The organism is Caballeronia sp. INDeC2, from assembly GCF_023631325.1.
Taxonomy (GTDB): domain Bacteria; phylum Pseudomonadota; class Gammaproteobacteria; order Burkholderiales; family Burkholderiaceae; genus Caballeronia.
Genome location: NZ_JALQDG010000021.1, coordinates 62,424 through 80,773, shown reverse-complemented (window position 1 = coordinate 80,773; position 18,350 = coordinate 62,424). Strand labels below are relative to the sequence as shown.

18 protein-coding genes and 1 riboswitch are annotated in these 18,350 nt (G+C 64.6%); of the genes, 16 read left to right on the top strand and 2 right to left on the bottom strand.

Annotated elements, in window-relative coordinates; all coding sequences use genetic code 11:
* Nucleotides 1–159: 159 nt before the first annotated feature.
* The 5 genes from fliE to NCS28_RS13160 all read left to right on the top strand — a co-directional run bounded on the left by fliE (nucleotide 160) and on the right by NCS28_RS13160 (nucleotide 3,214).
* Complete coding sequence (gene fliE / locus NCS28_RS13180; RefSeq protein ID WP_250514224.1) at nucleotides 160–525, top strand: flagellar hook-basal body complex protein FliE; 366 nt, start codon at nucleotides 160–162, stop codon at nucleotides 523–525.
* 223 nt (nucleotides 526–748) lie between these two features.
* Nucleotides 749–1,168, top strand: coding sequence for a flagellar export chaperone FliS (fliS, locus tag NCS28_RS13175; RefSeq protein ID WP_250514223.1), 420 nt, complete (start codon nucleotides 749–751; stop codon nucleotides 1,166–1,168).
* Nucleotides 1,169–1,196: 28 nt separating this feature from the next.
* Nucleotides 1,197–1,526 carry a flagellar protein FliT gene (locus tag NCS28_RS13170; RefSeq protein ID WP_250514222.1) on the top strand — a complete coding sequence of 110 codons (330 nt, stop codon included), beginning with the start codon at nucleotides 1,197–1,199 and terminating at the stop codon, nucleotides 1,524–1,526.
* A 42-nt stretch (nucleotides 1,527–1,568) separates the two neighbouring features.
* Nucleotides 1,569–2,903, top strand: coding sequence for a flagellar hook-length control protein FliK (gene fliK / locus NCS28_RS13165; RefSeq protein WP_250514221.1), 1,335 nt, complete (start codon nucleotides 1,569–1,571; stop codon nucleotides 2,901–2,903).
* Nucleotides 2,900–3,214: an EscU/YscU/HrcU family type III secretion system export apparatus switch protein gene (locus NCS28_RS13160; protein ID WP_250514220.1), complete on the top strand. Its 315-nt coding sequence runs from the start codon at nucleotides 2,900–2,902 to the stop codon at nucleotides 3,212–3,214. The genes fliK and NCS28_RS13160 overlap by 4 nt, the downstream gene beginning before the upstream one ends.
* Before the next feature lie 132 nt (nucleotides 3,215–3,346).
* Here NCS28_RS13160 and NCS28_RS13155 read toward each other — a convergent pair whose 3' ends face one another.
* Nucleotides 3,347–5,044 carry an isovaleryl-CoA dehydrogenase gene (locus NCS28_RS13155; RefSeq protein WP_250514219.1) on the bottom strand — a complete coding sequence of 566 codons (1,698 nt, stop codon included), beginning with the start codon at nucleotides 5,042–5,044 and terminating at the stop codon, nucleotides 3,347–3,349.
* Nucleotides 5,045–5,352: 308 nt separating this feature from the next.
* Here NCS28_RS13155 and NCS28_RS13150 point away from each other — a divergent pair, with 308 nt between their 5' ends.
* Complete coding sequence (locus NCS28_RS13150; RefSeq protein WP_250514218.1) at nucleotides 5,353–7,017, top strand: OmpA family protein; 1,665 nt, start codon at nucleotides 5,353–5,355, stop codon at nucleotides 7,015–7,017.
* A gap of 83 nt (nucleotides 7,018–7,100) precedes the next feature.
* Here NCS28_RS13150 and NCS28_RS13145 read toward each other — a convergent pair whose 3' ends face one another.
* Nucleotides 7,101–8,045, bottom strand: a complete 945-nt coding sequence (locus tag NCS28_RS13145; protein ID WP_250514217.1) for a LysR family transcriptional regulator — start codon at nucleotides 8,043–8,045, stop codon at nucleotides 7,101–7,103.
* Between the two features lie 111 nt (nucleotides 8,046–8,156).
* On the opposite strand from NCS28_RS13145, the gene NCS28_RS13140 reads away from it, so the two are divergent.
* The 10 genes from NCS28_RS13140 to NCS28_RS13095 all read left to right on the top strand — a co-directional run bounded on the left by NCS28_RS13140 (nucleotide 8,157) and on the right by NCS28_RS13095 (nucleotide 18,324).
* Entirely contained in the window at nucleotides 8,157–8,600 is a 444-nt protein-coding gene (locus tag NCS28_RS13140) for a CidA/LrgA family protein (protein ID WP_250514216.1), read from the top strand.
* A 10-nt stretch (nucleotides 8,601–8,610) separates the two neighbouring features.
* The gene (locus tag NCS28_RS13135) at nucleotides 8,611–9,333 is read left to right on the top strand and encodes an LrgB family protein (RefSeq protein ID WP_250514215.1); all 723 of its coding nucleotides are present in this window, start codon (nucleotides 8,611–8,613) and stop codon (nucleotides 9,331–9,333) included.
* 80 nt (nucleotides 9,334–9,413) lie between these two features.
* Nucleotides 9,414–9,548, top strand: a riboswitch (S-adenosyl-L-homocysteine riboswitch).
* A 31-nt stretch (nucleotides 9,549–9,579) separates the two neighbouring features.
* Nucleotides 9,580–10,998, top strand: a complete 1,419-nt coding sequence (gene ahcY / locus NCS28_RS13130; protein ID WP_250514214.1) for an adenosylhomocysteinase — start codon at nucleotides 9,580–9,582, stop codon at nucleotides 10,996–10,998.
* A 78-nt stretch (nucleotides 10,999–11,076) separates the two neighbouring features.
* Nucleotides 11,077–11,430 carry a phage holin family protein gene (locus NCS28_RS13125; protein WP_250514213.1) on the top strand — a complete coding sequence of 118 codons (354 nt, stop codon included), beginning with the start codon at nucleotides 11,077–11,079 and terminating at the stop codon, nucleotides 11,428–11,430.
* Between the two features lie 37 nt (nucleotides 11,431–11,467).
* Entirely contained in the window at nucleotides 11,468–12,307 is an 840-nt protein-coding gene (gene metF / locus NCS28_RS13120; RefSeq protein ID WP_250514212.1) for a methylenetetrahydrofolate reductase [NAD(P)H], read from the top strand.
* A gap of 320 nt (nucleotides 12,308–12,627) precedes the next feature.
* Nucleotides 12,628–14,259, top strand: a complete 1,632-nt coding sequence (locus NCS28_RS13115) for an ABC transporter substrate-binding protein (protein ID WP_250514211.1) — start codon at nucleotides 12,628–12,630, stop codon at nucleotides 14,257–14,259.
* Between the two features lie 125 nt (nucleotides 14,260–14,384).
* Complete coding sequence (locus NCS28_RS13110; protein WP_250514210.1) at nucleotides 14,385–15,395, top strand: ABC transporter permease subunit; 1,011 nt, start codon at nucleotides 14,385–14,387, stop codon at nucleotides 15,393–15,395.
* A gap of 13 nt (nucleotides 15,396–15,408) precedes the next feature.
* The gene (locus NCS28_RS13105; protein WP_250514209.1) at nucleotides 15,409–16,329 is read left to right on the top strand and encodes an ABC transporter permease subunit; all 921 of its coding nucleotides are present in this window, start codon (nucleotides 15,409–15,411) and stop codon (nucleotides 16,327–16,329) included.
* Between the two features lies 1 nt (nucleotide 16,330).
* Nucleotides 16,331–17,323, top strand: a complete 993-nt coding sequence (locus tag NCS28_RS13100; RefSeq protein WP_250514208.1) for an ABC transporter ATP-binding protein — start codon at nucleotides 16,331–16,333, stop codon at nucleotides 17,321–17,323.
* A complete protein-coding gene (locus NCS28_RS13095; protein ID WP_250514207.1) occupies nucleotides 17,320–18,324 on the top strand; it encodes a peptide ABC transporter ATP-binding protein in 1,005 nt (334 codons plus the stop codon). Before NCS28_RS13100 ends, NCS28_RS13095 begins: the two co-directional genes overlap by 4 nt.
* Nucleotides 18,325–18,350: the final 26 nt, after the last annotated feature.

Below are 18,350 nucleotides of genomic sequence, written 5' to 3'. Positions count from 1 at the left end.
GGGATTATCCGCAGAAGATTGCAAGTCGATTCGGCGAATAGAGCGGGGTTTTCCCCGTTCTTCCCGCGCTTTGAAAAACGGCCGGCTGCTAATCTTTTTCGTACTCGGCGAACCTCCGCGAAACGCATCCCGAGCTTTCCCCTGTCACCCGGAGTCAACATGAACTTTCCGATCAATCCGCTTTCTGCCGCGCTCTCGGCCATTCAGTCGATGGCATCGCAAGCCGCCGGCGGGACTTCCGGTCCGACAAGCGCCGCGGGCGCCGTCACGGGCCAGAGCGGGACATCGGGCGCGGCAAGCGTCGGCAGTTTTTCCGATGCGCTGAAATCGTCCATCGACAAGATCAGCGACAACCAGACCAAGGCGCTCGGGGAGGCGCACGCCTTCGAGATCGGCGCGCCGAACGTGTCGCTCAGCGACGTGATGGTGGACATGCAGAAGGCGAACGTCGGCCTGCAATTCGGCTTGCAGGTGCGCAACAAGCTCGTGTCGGCCTACAACGACATCATGCAGATCTCCGTCTGACGGCGGCCTTTTCGCGATTCTCGCCCCGAATCATTGCGACGGCTCTGGAGCCTTGAGTCCTAAAGCTTTTCCGCGTTTCTCCGATAACCCCGATAACGGCACGGCGAACGATGGTTCGTCCGCCTGCACCGGTTTCGCCGGGCGCACACGGATCGGGACGAGAGGCACGGCGTCCGCTTGAAATACGCGGAACGCCGCGGCATCGCATAAGGAGAATCTAGAGATGTATTCCCCAGGACACGCTGGAGCCAACGCCTACGCACGCGTGGGCGTGCAGACAGGGGTGATGGGAGCGAGCCCGCACCGGCTGATCGTGATGCTGTATCAGGGCGCGCGTCAGGCGATCGCGCAGGCGCGCATGCACCTGCAGCAGAACAACATCGGCGCGCGCGGCACGGCGATCAGCAAGGCCATCAGCATCATCGAGAGCGGCTTGCAGCAGGCGCTCAACAAGGATGCGGGCGGCGAGATCGCGCAGCGGCTGGACGCGCTGTACACGTATATGACGCGCCGGCTGCTCGAGGCGAATCTGAAGCAGGATGAGGCGATGCTCGTCGAGATCGACAACCTGCTCGCGACGCTCGAGGAAGCCTGGGTGGGAATTGGACCGGAAGTGGCGCAAATGACCGCCGCGCCCGTTTGACGGGAAGGGCGTCGACTGCCTCGAAAGAATGAAGACGACACAAGAATATTTCGCCCACTACGAAGCCATTGCGGCGGTTTCCGGCCAGATGCTGGTGGCCGCGCGCGGCGGCGAATGGAGCGAGCTGAAGGCGCTGCAAGGCACCTACCGCGAGTTGATCGAGCAACTGAAGCAAGTGGATTCAGCCTCGGAACTCGACGAAAACGCCCGCGCGCGCAAGCTGGACCTCGTGAAGAAGATTCTCGCCGACGACGCCGCGATCCGCGATCTGACGTCGCCGAGTCTTGCGCGTCTATCGGCGCTCTTCACGGTGAACAGCCCGGCGCGCGTACTGAAAAAGATGATCGGACTGCGGTAGACGCCGTGCGCGCCGAGCCGCGGCGCATATGAGGATGTGGGCATGACTGGACTCGATTCTGCGATCGCATCGTTGCTCGCCAACCGCACCGAGCTCCTTCTGTCCGCTATCCGCGCGCCGAACGGCGTGAGCGGCAGCGGCGTCACCGGCGCGAGCGTCGGGCAGACGGCGACGCAGACGGACATGCCGCAGACCGTCGGCACGCCTGCCGGCGCGGGGGCGCCGGCGGCATCGGCGCAAACTGCATTTTCCAGCGTCGCGCGCACGCTCGACGTGATCTCGCGACTCGGCGGCGCGACACCCGCGCTGACCGGCGACGCTCCCCTCTGGCCGACGCCGCCGCGCCCGGCGAGCGCCTTCGCCGCACTCACGACCGGCCTCTTCGATACCGCTTTCTCGTCCAACGCCGCCGCCGTCGCGGCCGCGCGCGCCGCGACGCAAAATCTGCCGCCGCTGCCGGCCGCCGCGCTCGCGTCCGCGCTGGCGAAAACCGTCGACGAAAGCGGGCTCTTCTACGAATCGCATCTGGTGCAATGGCTCGCGGGCCACCGCAGCGCCGCGTCGCTCGGCAACGAGCCGCAAGCGCGCGCCGATGCGCGCTCGATGTCCTTGCCGTTCGATTTTGCGAACGGCGCGACGCCCGGCGACGCATGGCTCGACGACGCCCGCGCACCGCAATTCACGCCCGATCTGCCCGACTTTCACGGCCGCCCGGTCGCGATGCCGCAAACGCCGCAGCAGGCGGCCGCGCTCGCGGCGTCGGTGCGCGATGCGCCGCCGTCGGCGCTGTCGAATTCGCAAAGCGGCAACGCCGGCGGCGGCACGAACGCGCAAACCACGCAGCCGAGCCAGCAGGAATCTGCGTTGCAGGCATCGGTCGCGGCGGGCATCCATCCGGCGACGCTCAATGTCGTGCGCCAGCAACTCGACGTGCTCGCGAACCAGCAGTTCCGCTGGCAGGGCGAAGCGTGGCCCGGCACGCGCTTCGAATGGGAAGTGGCCCGCGAGCCGCGCGATCCCCGCGATCCGCGCACCGCCGACGATGCCGCCGACGAACGCGCATGGCGCACGCGCATCACGTTGTCGTTGCCCGCGCTCGGCACCGTCGATGCGGAACTGGTGTTGACCGGCGAGAAGCTCGTCGCGCGCATCAAGGCGGGCGATTCCGGCGCGCGCCGTCTCGCCGCCGACGGCGCCGCCTTCGCGCGCCAGCTCGACGCGGCGGGCATCGCGCTCGCGTCGCTTTCCGTGCGCTCGATGGACGGCACGACCGATCTCGCCCTTTCCGCCGACGCCGCCGCCGCCGCGAAAAAACCGGTGCGCTCGCCGCTCGAACATCTGTTGCGCCCGTCGAAGGGTGAGGGGAGCGGAGCATGAGCGGGCAGGATCATCCGCCGTATACCCGCAGACAGGCGACTGCGCTCGCCTACGACGCGGGCAACCGCGAGGCGGCGCCGCGCGTCGTCGCGAAGGGCTATGGCATGGTCGCGGAGATGATCGTGCAGCGCGCGAAGGAAGCGGGCCTCTATGTGCACGAGTCGCCGGAAATGGTGTCGCTACTGATGCAGGTCGATCTCGACGCGCACATTCCGCCCGCGCTGTATCAGGCGGTGGCGGAATTACTGTCGTGGGTGTATCGGCTGGAAAACGAGGGGCCGATGCGCGAGGGCGGGCGGGTGGTGCGGTGACTTGCCTGGGGTTCTGTGAATGGCCCGTATTCGTGTTGGTTTATTGGCACTGCCCTGTGCGGGGCTGCCGCCCCGCACAGGGGCAACGCTAATAAACCAAAAAGAACTCGGGATCCGCCGAAGAGCACTGCACTAAACGGCAAACGCCCGCGTAACGATCACCCCATGATCGAACCGCGCCGGCAACGTGCCGTAAACACGCCCGGTTTCACCGCGCCCGTCACCGAGCCGCGTTTCGATGAACGCATCAGCAACTTCCCGCGGCGCATGCCGCGCGAGCAACACGCCTTGCGCGCATAACGCCAGCTGCTGCGCAATGCGCCGCGCCGACGCTTCCCGTTCGGCCGGATCGCCCGTCAGCATGCCGAGCAGCGCCGACAGCGCCCCCGCCAGCGCCGGATGCGCGCCCGCGGTCGTCTTCCAGTCGTCCAATAGCGCGTGCGCCGCGTCCTGTTCGCGCTCGAACGCGCGCAACACGTCGAGACACATCACGTTTCCCGAACCTTCCCAGATCGAATTGACCGGCGCCTCGCGATAGAAACGCGCCATCGGCCCGGTTTCGACATAGCCGTTGCCGCCCCAGACTTCCATCGCCTCGCCGGTGAATTCGAGCGCGCGCTTGCACACCCAGAATTTCGCCGCGGGCGTCACGATGCGCCGCCACGCGCGCGCGGCGAGCGCTCCGCCGGGCGCGCCGCTCTGCTCGAATGCGCCCGCGAGCCGCATGAAAAGGACGGTCGCCGCCTCGGATTCGAGCGCGAGATCGGCGAGCACGTTGCGCATCAGCGGCTGATCGACGAGATGCGCACCGAACGCACTGCGATGCCGCGCATGATGGATCGCCTGCACGAGCGCCGCGCGCATCAGCGCCGCGCTGCCGATCACGCAGTCGAGCCGCGTGAAGTTCGCCATTTCGATGATGGTCGGCACTCCGCGACCTTCGTCGCCGATCATCACGCCGTAGGCATCGAAGAACTCCACTTCGCTGCTCGCGTTCGAGCGGTTGCCGAGCTTGTCTTTCAGCCGCTGGACCTGGACCGCGTTCTTACGGCCGTCTGGCGCGAAGCGCGGCACGTAGAAGCACGACAGACCGCCTTCGTCGGCGGTGCGCGCGAGCACGAGATGCGCGTCGCATTGCGGCGCCGAGAAAAACCATTTGTGACCGACCAGCCGATAAGCGCCGCCGCGTCCCGGCGCGCCGAGCGCATGCGCGCGCGTGCGGTTGCTGCGCACGTCGGAGCCGCCCTGTTTTTCGGTCATGCCCATGCCGATCATCATCGAATGTTTGCCGGCTTCGAGCGGGATGTCGCGCGGATCGTGCTCACGCGACAGCAGCGGCCGCTCGATGCGCGCGAACAGGTCGGGCTCGTTGCGCAGGACCGGAATGCTCGCAAACGTCATCGTGATCGGGCACAGCGAGCCCGATTCGAGCTGGCCGTGCAGATAGTAGCCGGCGCAGCGCGCGGCCATCGATCCGGCGCGCGCGGACGGCTCGAACGGCAGCGCGTGCAGTCCTTCGCGCCGCAGCCGCCGCAACAATTCGTGCCAGGCCGGATGAAACTCCACGGCGTCGATGCGCTCGCCGCGCGGACTGTGCGTCGCGAGTTCCGGCTCGTGACGGTTGGCGAGATCCGCCAGCGCGACGACGTCCGGCTGGGTCAGCGCCATGCCGTCGCGCGAAAGCGCCTCCGCGTGCCATTGCGCGCCTTCCCGTTCGACGGCGGCGGCGAGCGCCGGATCGAAGGCGAACGCGTCGTAGCCGACGAGCGGCGTCGCCTGATTCGTCACGTCGTGCGTCTGCCCGAACGGGCGATCGGCGGGATCGGACATCGTCGGTCTCCTTTGGCGCGCGAAATCGGCGGCGCGGTGACTTGTCACTGTCGGGCGGCCGCAACGGCCGTTTCACTGTCGCGCACGCCATCTCGAATTCAAGAATCATAGGCCGCACATTGATCGGGCGTGTAGAGGCATCGTTCTTTTCAGAACCGCGCACCCTTTTCTGATGCGCACTCCTAAAGCGTCGATCACTGAGACAAATCCGATTGTTAATCCTGCCCCAATGACGCGCAGGAGGCCGAACCTATAATCGGTTCGCCTATTCGGGCGGTTGCAATAACGCGTTTCACGGAAGCATTCCCATGAGCATCAACCTCAATTTACTTGTCCAGAGCGCTTTGACAGAAAGCGTGTTGCAGCATATCGCCGGGCGCATCGGTTGCGCGCCGGAATCCGCCAAGCGCGTGGTGTCGCTGAGCGGTCCGGCGCTCATCGGCGCGATGATGAACAAGGCGTCGTCGCTCGAAGGCGCGCGCAATCTGTTCGCGTCGATCATGGCGCCGGGCACGAACGCGCTCATCGCCGAAGAACTGCCGCATTTCGCCGTTCAGGACGACGGCTTCAAGACGCTCGTCGATGCGGGCGCGAATGCCGATACGGCCATCGCCTCGCACGACAGCATCAACGTGCTCGCCGAGCGCATCGCCGAATATACGGGCGTTGCGGCGAGCGCCACGCGCACGCTGATCGGCGTGGTCGGCGCGACGCTCTTCGGCGTGCTCAAGCGCCATCTCACGCAGCACAACGGCAATCCCGACCAGCTCCCTACGCTCCTCGGCCATCAATTGCCCGTGGTGCGCGCCAACATGACGGACGCGTTCGCCAATGCGCTCGGTCTCGGCTCGGTCGGCGCGTTCATCGCCGGCGTCGCATCGCGGCTTAAGGCCGTGGCGGCGCATCTCGAGCATCCGGCGACGCAGGAAGCGGCGGCGTTCTCGCAACCGCTCGAAGTGCCCGCCGCGCCCGAGCAGCACGTGAAGGAAAACGCTCGCAAGAAGAAATGGTGGTGGGTCGCCCTGGCCGCCGCGCTCGCGCTGCTCGCGGTTCTGCTCGGACGCGGCTGCTCGACGGAGAAGCCGGAGGACGCCGCGAAGCCGGACGCGCTTTCCGATTCGGGTTCAGACGCAACCGCCGCTTCCGAGACGGCGACGGCGGCATCGGCGGCCGATCAATCGTCGGCGCCCGCCGCGCTGCCCGGCAAGGACGCGACGATGTCCGCCGCCGTCGATGCATCCGGCGTTCCCACGCTGAGCGCGACCGTCCACGACGAGCAGGAGAAGCGCCAGCTGACCGACGCACTCGCAGCGAAGTTCGGCGCGAAAGAGTTCCACGCGAACATCAAGGTCGATCCGGACACGAAGCCGGCCGCGTGGATCGGCAAGCTCGACGGCCTGCTGCCGGTCCTGAAGCTGCCGGGCGCGCACGTGCGCATCGCGGGCGACAAGATCGATCTGAGCGGCCGCGCGGGCGATCCGGCGCTCGGCTGGCTGGGCAAGCTGAAGTCGTTCTTCGGCGACGGCTGGACGATCAGCGCAACCGACACCGCAGCAGCAACGAAAGCGCTGGCCGCCGCCGACGCACAGGCCGCCGCGAGCTGCGCCGCCAAAGACGCCGCGAAGAATCTGAATCTGCATCCGATCAACTTCGGCTTCGCGTCGAATGCGCTGCCGCGCGCCGCACTGGACGAACTCGCCGAATCCGCGAAGTCGCTGAAGGAATGCAACGCGGCCGGCAAGCCGGTCAAGCTGCAGATCGGCGGCTATTCGGACAGTTCGGGCGATCCGGCGGCCAATCTCCACTTGTCGGAAAAGCGCGCGCGAGCCGTGCGCAGCTATCTGATCCGGCACGGCGCGCCCGCGGATACGCTCACGGCGGAAGGTTTCGGCGACGCGCATCCGGTCGCCGACAACTCGACTCGCAAAGGCCGCGCCGCCAATCGGCGGATCGAGTTCAAGGAATTGAACTGATTCCGGAAACGTCCGTAGGCCGCTGAAAAGAACGCGCCGGTCCGCTCATCGCGGCCGGCGCATTTTGTTTTTGCCTCGGCGCGTCATGGCTGCGGGTTGTCGCTTCGCGCGCGCGGGAAGCCATCGGCCATGAAATCCTGATCGAGATTCGCGGGCAGCATTTCTCGCGCGACTTCGATCCACGCGCGCGCCGCATGCGACAGATAACCGTTGCGCCGCCAGCCGAGCGCCATGTCCCAGTGAATCTCCGGCGCCACGACCGGACGACAGGTAAATGCGGTCGCGTCGAGCCGGCGGCAATACGGCGCGGGCAAAAGCGCGATGCCGATGCCCGCCTGCACGAGCGCCGCCATGAAATCCCAGTGCCCGCTGCGGCCGACGATCGTCGGCGCGAATCCCGCCTCGCGGCACGCGTTGAGCACGACGTCGTTGAGCGCGAGGCTTTCGCCGTAGAACACGAACGGCTCGGCGGCGAGATCGGTGAGGGCGACTTCGCGGGCGTCGTCCCAGCGCGAACCCTTCGGCGCGACGAGCCACAGAATCTGCCGGCTGACGGGCAGGACGTCGAACATCGCGGTGTCGACCGGCTGCAACACGCCGCCGAGTTCGAGTTCGCCATCGATCAGCGCCGCCTCGATCGCCTTCGAGCCGCGCTCGAACAACTTGAGCTCGACCTTCGGATAGCGACGCCGGAATGCCGCGATGGCGGGCGTGAAAAGCGAGCCGCCCATCGGCGGAATGCCGATCGTCAGCGTGCCGCGCCCGAAGGTGCCGAGATCGTTCAGCTCGGCCTCCAGCCGCGCGTGCGCCGTCAGCACTTCGACGCCGCGCTGATACACGATCTGCCCGGCGTCGGTCAGCACCATCTGACGGCCTTCGCGCAGCAGCAGCGGCGAGCCGACTTCGTCTTCCAGCGCTTTCACCATCTTGCTGATGGTCGGCTGAGTCACGAACATGTGCTCGGCGGCGGCGGTAAAGCTCTTCTGCTTCACGACTTCGACGAAGTACCGCAAGGCGCGCAATTCCATCTCGGCTCCGGAATTCCAGTTCGGAATGTTTTGGATAAGGTTAATTCATTTTTATTATGCAAGGTGCGCCCATATACTCGGCTACAGGTTAACCCTAAGCCAGAGCACCCCATGTCCGCCGCCCTTACGATTCCTTCGCAATCCGCCTTCGGCCGCTTCCTGCGCGTCGCGGTTCAGTCCGCCGCGCTCGCGGCGATCTGGGTCGCGGCGGATTTCGTCGCGCGCAAGCTGGCGCTGCCCGTGCCGGGCGGCGTGGTCGGTCTGGTGGTGCTGCTCGCGCTTCTGTTCTGCGGCGGCATCGCGCCGCGCTGGGTCAAGGCGGGCGCGGACTGGCTGCTCTCGGACATGCTGCTGTTCTTCATTCCGGCGGCAGTCGCGGCCGTCCAGTACGGCGGCCTTTTCATGGAAGACGGCTGGCGGCTCGCGCTCGTCGTCGTCGGAGGGACGTTGATGGTGATGGTGGCCGTCGCGTTCGCAGTCGATCGCGCGGCGCGCCTCGAACGCCGTCTCGCGCTGCGCCGCGCGCTCGTGGCGCGGCATGGCGCGCGGGCCTGAGCACATCGACATGAACCATTTTTTCGCCGCTCTCATCGCAGACGACGCCGCGCGGCTCATCGCGGCCGGCTGCTTCGTGCTGACCGTTGCGCTGTATTTCGCGGCCAAGTATCTCTACGCGCGCTTCCGGCAGCCGTGGCTCACGCCGCTGCTGGCCGTGCCAGCGGTGCTCGCGCTCGTCGTCGTGATCGCGCGGATTCCGTATCCGGTCTATTACGCCGACACGCGCTGGCTCATGTGGCTGCTCGGTCCGGCGACCGTCGCGTTCGCGGTGCCGATCTACGAATATCGCGGGCTCATCAAGCGTCACTGGATTTCGCTTACCGTCGGCGTGACGGTCGGGATTCTGGTCGCGGTCGGCGGATCGCTGATGCTCGCGAAGCTGCTGCATTTGTCGCCGGAACTGCAGCGCAGCCTCGCGACGCGTTCGGTGTCGACGCCGTTCGCGCTCGCCGTCTCCGACAAGATCCACGCGCCGAAGGACCTGACCGCGCTTTTCGTGATCGCGACGGGCGTCTGCGGCATGCTTTTCGGCGAAATAGTGCTCGCGCTCGTGCCGTTGCGCACGCGGCTCGCGCGCGGTGCGTTGTTCGGCGCGGCGGCGCACGGCGTCGGCACTGCGAAAGCGCGCGAACTCGGCAGCGAAGAGGGCGTCGTCGCAAGTCTCACGATGATGATCGCGGGCGTCGCGATGGTCCTGCTCGCACCGCTGCTCTCGGCGTTGCCGTTCTGATCTAGAACGGCGCCGCGAAAGCCCGCGCGCGCGTCTCAGAATAGGATCGTTCCCACGAGACTTTGCTACAATCGGCGTTCGCTTCCGAGGAGCGTTGCGACGGCCAGAAAACACACGGGCCGCCAGGCTCGGCAGCATTCAATCCGGACGGTTCGAAAGCGCCACGCAATCAAGGCGCCCGCTGAGCCACCGCATTCGAACGGCGCTCACGTCAACATTTCTAGACTATTTAGAAAGGAGGGCGTGATGAACGCCGCAGTTCTCGATTCAAATTCCAAGGATTACGTCGTCGCCGACATGTCGCTCGCCGCATGGGGCCGCAAGGAACTCGACATCGCCGAAACGGAGATGCCGGGTCTCATTCAGACGCGCGAGGAATACAAGGCGCAGCAGCCGCTGAAGGGCGCGCGCATCGCTGGTTCGCTGCACATGACCATTCAGACGGGCGTGCTGATCGAAACGCTCACGGCGCTGGGCGCGGACGTGCGCTGGGCCTCGTGCAACATCTTCTCGACTCAGGATCACGCAGCCGCCGCGATCGCCGCCGGTGGCACGCCGGTGTTCGCGTTCAAGGGCGAATCGCTCGACGAGTACTGGGAATTCACGCACCGCATCTTCGAATGGCCGAACGGTCAGTTCGCCAACATGATTCTCGATGACGGCGGCGACGCGACGCTTCTGCTCATTCTCGGCGCGAAGGCGGAGAAGGACCGCTCGGTCATCGCCAAGCCGACGAACGAGGAAGAAGTCGCGCTGTACAAGGCCATCGGCAAGCATCTGGACGCGGATCCGACGTGGTACTCCACGCGCCTGTCGCACATTCGGGGCGTGACGGAAGAAACCACCACGGGCGTGCATCGCCTGTATCAGATGGAGAAGGAAGGGCGTTTGCCGTTCCCGGCCATCAACGTGAACGATTCGGTCACGAAGTCGAAGTTCGACAACCTGTACGGCTGCCGCGAGTCGCTCGTCGACGGCATCAAGCGCGCAACCGACGTGATGATCGCGGGCAAGATCGCAGTCGTGGCCGGCTACGGCGACGTGGGCAAGGGTTGCGCGCAATCGCTGCGCGGTCTGGGCGCGACGGTGTGGGTCACGGAAATCGATCCGATCTGCGCGCTGCAAGCCGCGATGGAAGGCTACCGCGTCGTGACGATGGAATACGCCGCGAGCCGCGCGGACATCTTCGTGACGGCGACGGGCAACTACCACGTCATCAACCACGATCACATGAAGGCGATGCGCAACAACGCGATCGTCTGCAACATCGGTCACTTCGATTCGGAAATCGATATCGCATCCACGCGCCAGTACACGTGGGACAACATCAAGCCGCAGGTCGATCACATCGTCTTCCCGGACGGCAAGAAGATCATCATTCTGGCTGAAGGCCGTCTCGTGAACCTGGGCTGCGCGACGGGCCATCCGTCGTTCGTGATGTCGAACTCGTTTACCAATCAGACGCTCGCGCAGATCGAACTGTTCACGCAGGGCAAGAAGTACGAGAACAAGGTCTACGTGCTGCCGAAGCATCTCGACGAGAAGGTGGCGCGCCTGCACCTCGGCCGCATCGGCGCGGAACTGACCGTGCTGTCGGATGAACAGGCGGGTTACATCGGCGTCGACAAGAACGGCCCGTTCAAACCCAACCACTACCGCTACTAATCGCGAGCGGCGGCGAAGCATCGCGCGGGGCGGGAGATTGCCCCGCGCGGCCAACACGCATCAACCGGAGATTCCTAGATGACCGTGCTGCTGACATGGCTGATCAACGCGCTCGCGCTCTTGATCATCACGTACCTGGTGCCGTCGATACACATTCGCAGTTTCGGCACGGCGCTGATCATCGCAGTCGTGCTGGGGCTCATCAACGCGATCATCAGACCCGCGCTCATCATCCTCACGCTGCCGGTGACGATCGTCACGCTCGGGCTCTTCATCCTCGTCGTGAATGCGCTGTGCTTCTGGCTGTGCTCGTCGCTGTTGAAGGGCTTCGAAGTCTCGGGCTTCTGGTCCGCGTTCTTCGGCTCGATTCTGTACAGCATCGTGTCGTGGCTGCTGTCGGCGCTGGTGTTCGGGAATCGCAATTTCGGGTGACGTTGGGGCGCGGGCGCTGCCGTCCGTCATACACATCATGAAACCGATCGAACTCTCATTCGAGTTTTTTCCGCCGAAGACGCACGAAGGCGTGGACAAGCTGCGCGCGTCCCGGGCCGAGCTGAAGACGCTCTCGCCCAAGTTCGTCTCCGTGACCTTCGGCGCGGGCGGCTCCACGCAGCAAGGCACGCTCGACACCGTGCTCGAAATGGCCGCGGAAGGCTTCGAGGCCGCGCCGCATCTTTCGTGCATCGGCTCGTCCAAGGAGAATCTGCGCGCGATCCTCGCGCAGTACCGTGAGCACGGCATTCGCCATATCGTCGCGTTGCGCGGCGATCTGCCTTCGGGCATGGGCGAAGTCGGCGAGTTGCGCTATGCGTCCGAACTCGTGGCGTTCATCCGCCAGGAGCACGGCGACTGGTTCAACATCGAAGTGGCCGCGTATCCGGAGTTTCATCCGCAATCGAAGTCGCCGCGCGCCGATCTGGAGAACTTCGCGCGCAAGGTGAAGGCGGGCGCGAATTCGGCGATCACGCAGTACTTCTTCAACGCCGATTCGTACTTCAAGTTCGTCGAGGAAACGCGCAAGCTCGGCGTCGACGTGCCGATCGTGCCGGGCATCATGCCGATCACGAACTTCTCGCAACTGATGCGCTTCTCCGACATGTGCGGCGCGGAAGTGCCGAAGTGGATCGCGCGCCGGCTCGAAGGCTTCGGCGACGATCGCGAGTCGATTCGCGCATTCGGCGTCGACGTGGTGACGGGTTTGTGCCGCCGCCTCATCGACGGCGGCGCGCCGGGGCTTCATTTCTACACGCTCAACGGGGCGTGGGCTTCGAAAACGGTTTGCGAGCGTCTCGGCCTCAAGAGCGCCTGACCTGCATCAATGTTTCACCCGCGCGGCGCTCGCTGCGCGGTTCTTTCTATCTCTGCTTGTTTTTTCGTTTTTTCGCGACAATGCCTGCAATGGCGCGCAATATTTTGTCGTCGCCCAATCACCTGAACGCATGGCCGATAACCTACCCTTATCGAAGCGCCATCGACGACAAACTCTAGTGGGGAAAACCAAGCGCGCATGTCACTTTTGTTCGTGCTAGGGTAGCGCCCGACTTCGCGCACACGCGCCGAAAAGCGGGCGGTGCGATCAAGTAAACTCGCGCTACGCCGGCCAGAAGCCGGTACTGACTTGGAGGAAACATGAACAAAAACAGCCTGTTGCGAGCCGTCCGCCGTTCGGCGCTCGCAGGCGCCGTGGCCACGGCGACGCTCTTCGCAGCATCCGCCGCGAATGCCGCCATCCCGAACAAGACGCTCGTGTACTGCTCGGAAGGCAGCCCGGCCGGCTTCGATCCGGCCCAGTACACGACCGGCACCGATTTCACCGCGAACACCTTCACCGTGTACAACCGTCTGGTCGAATTCGAGCGCGGCGGCACGAAGGTCGAGCCGGGTCTCGCCGAGAAGTGGGACGTGTCGTCGGACGGACTGACCTACACCTTTCATCTGCGCCACGGCGTGAAGTTCCAGACGACGTCGTTCTTCAAGCCAACGCGCGAATTCAACGCGGATGACGTGATCTTCACGTTCAACCGCATGCTCGATCCGAACAATCCGTTCCGCAAGGCGTACAACGTGCAGTTTCCGTACTTCACGGACCTCGGCATGGACAAGCTGATCTCGAAGATCGAGAAGGTGGATCCGTACACGGTGAAGTTCACGCTGAAGGAAGTGAGCGCGCCGTTCATCCAGAACATGGCGATGGAATACGCGTCGATCCTGTCCGCCGAATACACGGACAAGCTGATGAAGGACGGCAAGGCCGCCGATATCAACCAGCAGCCGGTCGGCACGGGCCCGTTCATTTTCCGTAGCTATACGAAGGACGCGACCATCCGTTTCGACGGCAATCCTGACTATTGGAAGCCGAACGCGGTGCAGATCTCGAAGCTGATCTTTTCGATCACGCCGGATGCCGCGGTGCGCGTGCAAAAGCTGAAGAACAACGAATGCCAGGTGATGAGCTATCCGCGTCCGGGCGACATCGCGGCGCTGAAGTCGGTGTCGAATGTCGATACGCCGTCGCAGGCGGGCTTCAACGAAGGCTATGTCGCGTACAACGTGACGAAGAAGGACCTCGGCAACACGGACGTGCGCCGCGCGCTCGACATGGCGATCAACAAGAAGGCGATCATCGATTCCGTGTATCAGGGCGCGGGACAGCCGGCCACCGCACCGATGCCTCCGACGCAATGGTCCTGGGACAAGAACCTGAAGGGTCAGACGTACGACACCGCGAAGGCGAAGGCACTGCTCGCGAAGGCGGGCTTCCCGAACGGCTTCGAGATCACGTTGTGGGCGATGCCCGTGCAACGCGCATACAACCCGAACGCGCGCCTGATGGCGGAAATGATCCAGGCCGACTGGGCGAAGATCGGCGTGAAGGCGAACATCGTGTCGTACGAGTGGGGCGAGTATCTGAAGCGCGCGCACGCGGGCGAACATGATGCGCTCCTGATCGGCTGGACGGGCGACAACGGAGACCCCGACAACTGGCTCGGCACGCTGCTCGGCTGCGATGCGGTGAAGGGCAGCAACTTCTCGAAGTGGTGCTACAAGCCGTTCGACGACCTCGTCGTGAAGGGCCGTTCGACGACCGATGTCGCCGCGCGCACCAAGGCCTACACCGATGCGCAGCAGATCTTCGCGCAGCAGCTGCCGTTCTCGCCGATCGCGCACTCGACCGTGTATCAGCCTGCCAGCAAGAAGGTGACGAACATGAAGATCGAGCCGCTCGGCTACGTGCGTTTCGACGGCGTGGGCATGCAATAAGGTTTTGCTGCGGAACACTTTTTGCACTAAACCATAACTAATCGAAAAGGTCCGGCGGCGCGGGTCGAAGAACGATCCAAGCCGCCGGACACGTTCTAGTCCTTCCAATACCGAAAAGGGCGATCATGTTCCGATTCGTTTTGCGACGCATAGGAATGGTGATACCGACGTTCATCGGCATTACGATTCTCGCGTTCGCGCTCATCCACCTGATCCCGGGCGATCCCATCGAAGTGATGATGGGCGAGCGCGGCGTGGACCCGGCGATGCACGCCGAAGCCATGAAGCGCCTCGGCCTCGATCAGCCGCTTCCGCTGCAATATCTCACTTACGTCGGGCATGCGCTGAAAGGCGATCTCGGCACGTCGATCATCACGAATACGAGCGTGATGGGCGAGTTCCTCGCGCGCTTTCCCGCGACGGTCGAGCTCTCCATCTGCGCGATGATCTTCGCGCTCGTCGTCGGATTGCCGGCGGGCGTCGCGGCTGCGCTCAGGCGCGGCACCGTCGTCGATCATGGCGTGATGGGCACCGCGCTCACCGGCTACTCGATGCCGATCTTCTGGTGGGGCTTGATCCTCATCATGTTCTTCTCGGCGAAGCTCGGATGGACGCCGGTGTCGGGCCGCATTGCGGTGGAATACGACATTCCGCACGTCACGGGCTTCATGCTGATCGATGCGCTCTTCTCATCTGATGAGGGCGCCTTCACGTCGGCGCTGTCGCATCTGATTCTGCCGACCATCGTGCTCGGCACGATTCCGCTCGCGGTCATCGCGCGCATGACGCGTTCTTCGATGCTCGAAGTGCTGCGCGAGGACTACATTCGCACGGCGCGCGCGAAGGGTTTGTCGCCGCTGCGCGTGGTCGTGGTGCATGCGTTGCGCAATGCGCTGATTCCCGTGGTGACCGTGATCGGCCTGCAGGTCGGCACATTGCTCGCGGGCGCGGTGCTGACCGAGACGCTCTTCTCGTGGCCGGGCGTGGGCAAGTGGCTCATCGACGCCATTTCGCGGCGCGATTATCCGGTCGTGCAAGGCGGCATTCTGATGATCGCGACACTCGTGATCGTCGTGAATCTGGTCGTCGATCTGCTTTACGGCGTGTTGAATCCGCGCATTCGCCATAGTCGCTGAGGTCACACAAGATATGGCTGACATTCAAAACAATCTCCCGCCCGGGGCGATCACGCCGCCGCCGTCCGGCCGCATGGTCGCCGCGCGCGAGTTTTGGGCGAACTTCTCGCGCAATCGCGGCGCGGTGATCGCGGGCCTCATCGTCGTCGTGCTGGGTCTGGTGGCGCTGTTCGCGCCGCTGATCGCGCCGCACAGCCCGATCGAGCAATACCGCGATTACGTGAAAATTCCGCCGGCGTGGCTCGAAGGCGGCAACCGCATGTTCCTGCTCGGCACCGACGAAGCCGGCCGCGACATCCTCTCGCGTCTCATGTACGGCGCGCGGCTGTCGTTCTGGATCGGCTTCGTGTCGGTGATTCTCGCGCTGATTCCGGGCGTCGTGCTCGGTCTCATGGCCGCGTTCTTCAACTGGCTCGATACGCCGATCATGCGCGTGATGGACGTGCTGCTCGCGTTGCCGTCGCTGCTGCTCGCGGTCGCCGTCGTTGCGATCATCGGGCCGGGGCTCGTCAACACGATGTTGGCAATCGCGATCGTCGCGCTGCCGGGTTATGTGCGTCTGACGCGCGCGTCGGCGCTCGGTGAGTTGCAGAAGGAATACGTGACGGCATCGCGCGTCGCGGGCGCGGGCACCGTGCGGCTGATGTTCTCGCAAGTGCTGCCGAACTGCGCCGCGCCGCTCATCGTGCAGGCGACGCTCGGCTTCTCGTCCGCGATTCTCGACGCCGCCGCGCTCGGCTTCCTCGGCCTCGGCGTCCAACCGCCGGCGGCGGAGTGGGGCGCGATGCTGGCATCGGCGCGCGATTACATAGAAAGCGCATGGTGGATCGTGACGATGCCGGGTCTGTCGATTCTGGTTTCGGTGCTCGTCATCAACCTGCTCGGCGACGGTCTGCGTGACGCGCTCGATCCGAAACTCAAACGGATGGGCTGACATGAACGATCTTCTGACTATCCGCAATTTGCAGGTGACGTTCGGCGGCACGCAGGCGGTCGATCGCATCGACCTGAACGTGAAGCCGGGCGAAGTGGTCGGCGTCGTGGGCGAGTCCGGCTCCGGCAAGAGCGTCACGATGATGGCGCTGATGGGCCTCATCGACGCGCCCGGCAAGGTCACCGCCGATCAGGTGACGTTCGACGGCAAGGATTTGCTGAAGGCGTCGGCGCGCGCGCGTCGCAGGATCATCGGCAAGGACATTGCGATGGTGTTTCAGGACGCGCTCACGAGCCTGAATCCGAGCTATACCGTCGGCTATCAGATCAAGGAAGTGTTGAGGCTGCACGAAGGCTTGCGCGGCGATGCGCTCGACCGGCGCGCGCTCGAACTGCTCGATCAGGTCGGCATTCCGGATGCGAAGAGCCGCATCAACGCGTTTCCGCATCAGATGTCGGGCGGCATGAACCAGCGCGTGATGATCGCAATGGCGGTCGCGTGCAATCCGAAGCTCCTGATCGCCGACGAGCCGACCACCGCGCTCGACGTGACGATCCAGGCGCAGATCATGGAACTGCTCGTCAAGCTGCAGAAGGAACGCGGCATGGCGCTCGTGCTGATCTCGCACGATCTTGCGGTCGTGTCCGAAGTGGCGCAACGCGTCGCGGTGATGTACGCGGGCGAGATCATCGAAACGAATCACGTGCCGACGATTTTCAGCGAGCCGCATCATCCGTACACCGAAGCGCTGCTCGCCGCGATCCCCGAGCATAGCCGCGGCGCGGAACGTCTCGCCGCGCTGCCCGGCATGGTGCCGGGCAGAGACGACCGGCCGAGCGGATGCCTCTTCGCGCCGCGCTGCAAGTACGTCGTCGACGATTGCTGGAAGGGCCGGCCGGCTCTCTTCCAGCTCGACAAGCACGATCCGGCAGTGCGCGCGCGTTGCATCAAGCCGTTGAACATCGATGTGGTGGTGGAAGGAGGCGCGCGATGAACGCCGTACCGAAGCAAATCAATCAGGACATCGTGCTTGCCGCCGACCAGCTCACGAAGTACTACGACGTGAAGCGCAGCGCGTTCAAGCACGGCACGGTGAAAGCGCTCAACGGCGTGTCGTTCGAGCTGAAGCGCGGCCGCACGCTCGCGGTCGTCGGCGAATCGGGCTGCGGCAAGTCCACGCTCGCGCGCCAGTTGACGATGATCGAAGCGCCGACGTCGGGCCGCTTGCTGATCGACGGCGATGACGTCGCGGGCGCGAGCAAGGCGAAGATCGCCGAGTTGCGGCAGCGCGTGCAGATGGTGTTTCAGAACCCGTTTGCGTCGCTGAATCCGCGCAAGACCGTCGAGCAGACGCTCGGCGAGCCGCTCGCGATCAACACGTCGCTTTCATCGACGGAACGCGCCGAGCGCATCGCGAAGATGATGCGCACCGTCGGTTTGCGGCCCGAGCATGCGACGCGTTATCCGCACATGTTTTCGGGCGGGCAGCGTCAGCGCGTGGCGATCGCGCGGGCGATGATTCTCGATCCGCAGATTCTCGTCGCCGATGAACCCGTGTCCGCGCTCGATGTGTCGATCCAGGCGCAGATCCTGAATCTGTTCATGGATCTGCAGGCGCAGTTCGGCACGAGCTATGTGTTCATCTCGCATAACTTGTCGGTGGTGGAGCATATTGCCGACGACGTGATGGTGATGTACTTCGGCGGCGTCGCGGAAGTGGGCGACAAGAAGACGATCTTCGCGAATCCGCGCCATCCGTACACGCGCGCGCTGATGTCCGCGACGCCCGCGATCTTCGAGGAAGATCGGCGCATCAAGATCAAGCTGCAGGGCGAGATGCCGTCGCCGCTCAATCCGCCATCGGGCTGCACCTTTCATCAGCGTTGCCCGTATGCGATCGAGCGATGCCGCGTGGAAGAGCCGAAGCTGCGCACGGTCGACGGGCGTCAGGTGTCGTGTCATCGCGCCGAGGAGGTCGGCGAGGGCGAGGCCTGAACCTCGTCGGGCGGGGGTTCGGCGCG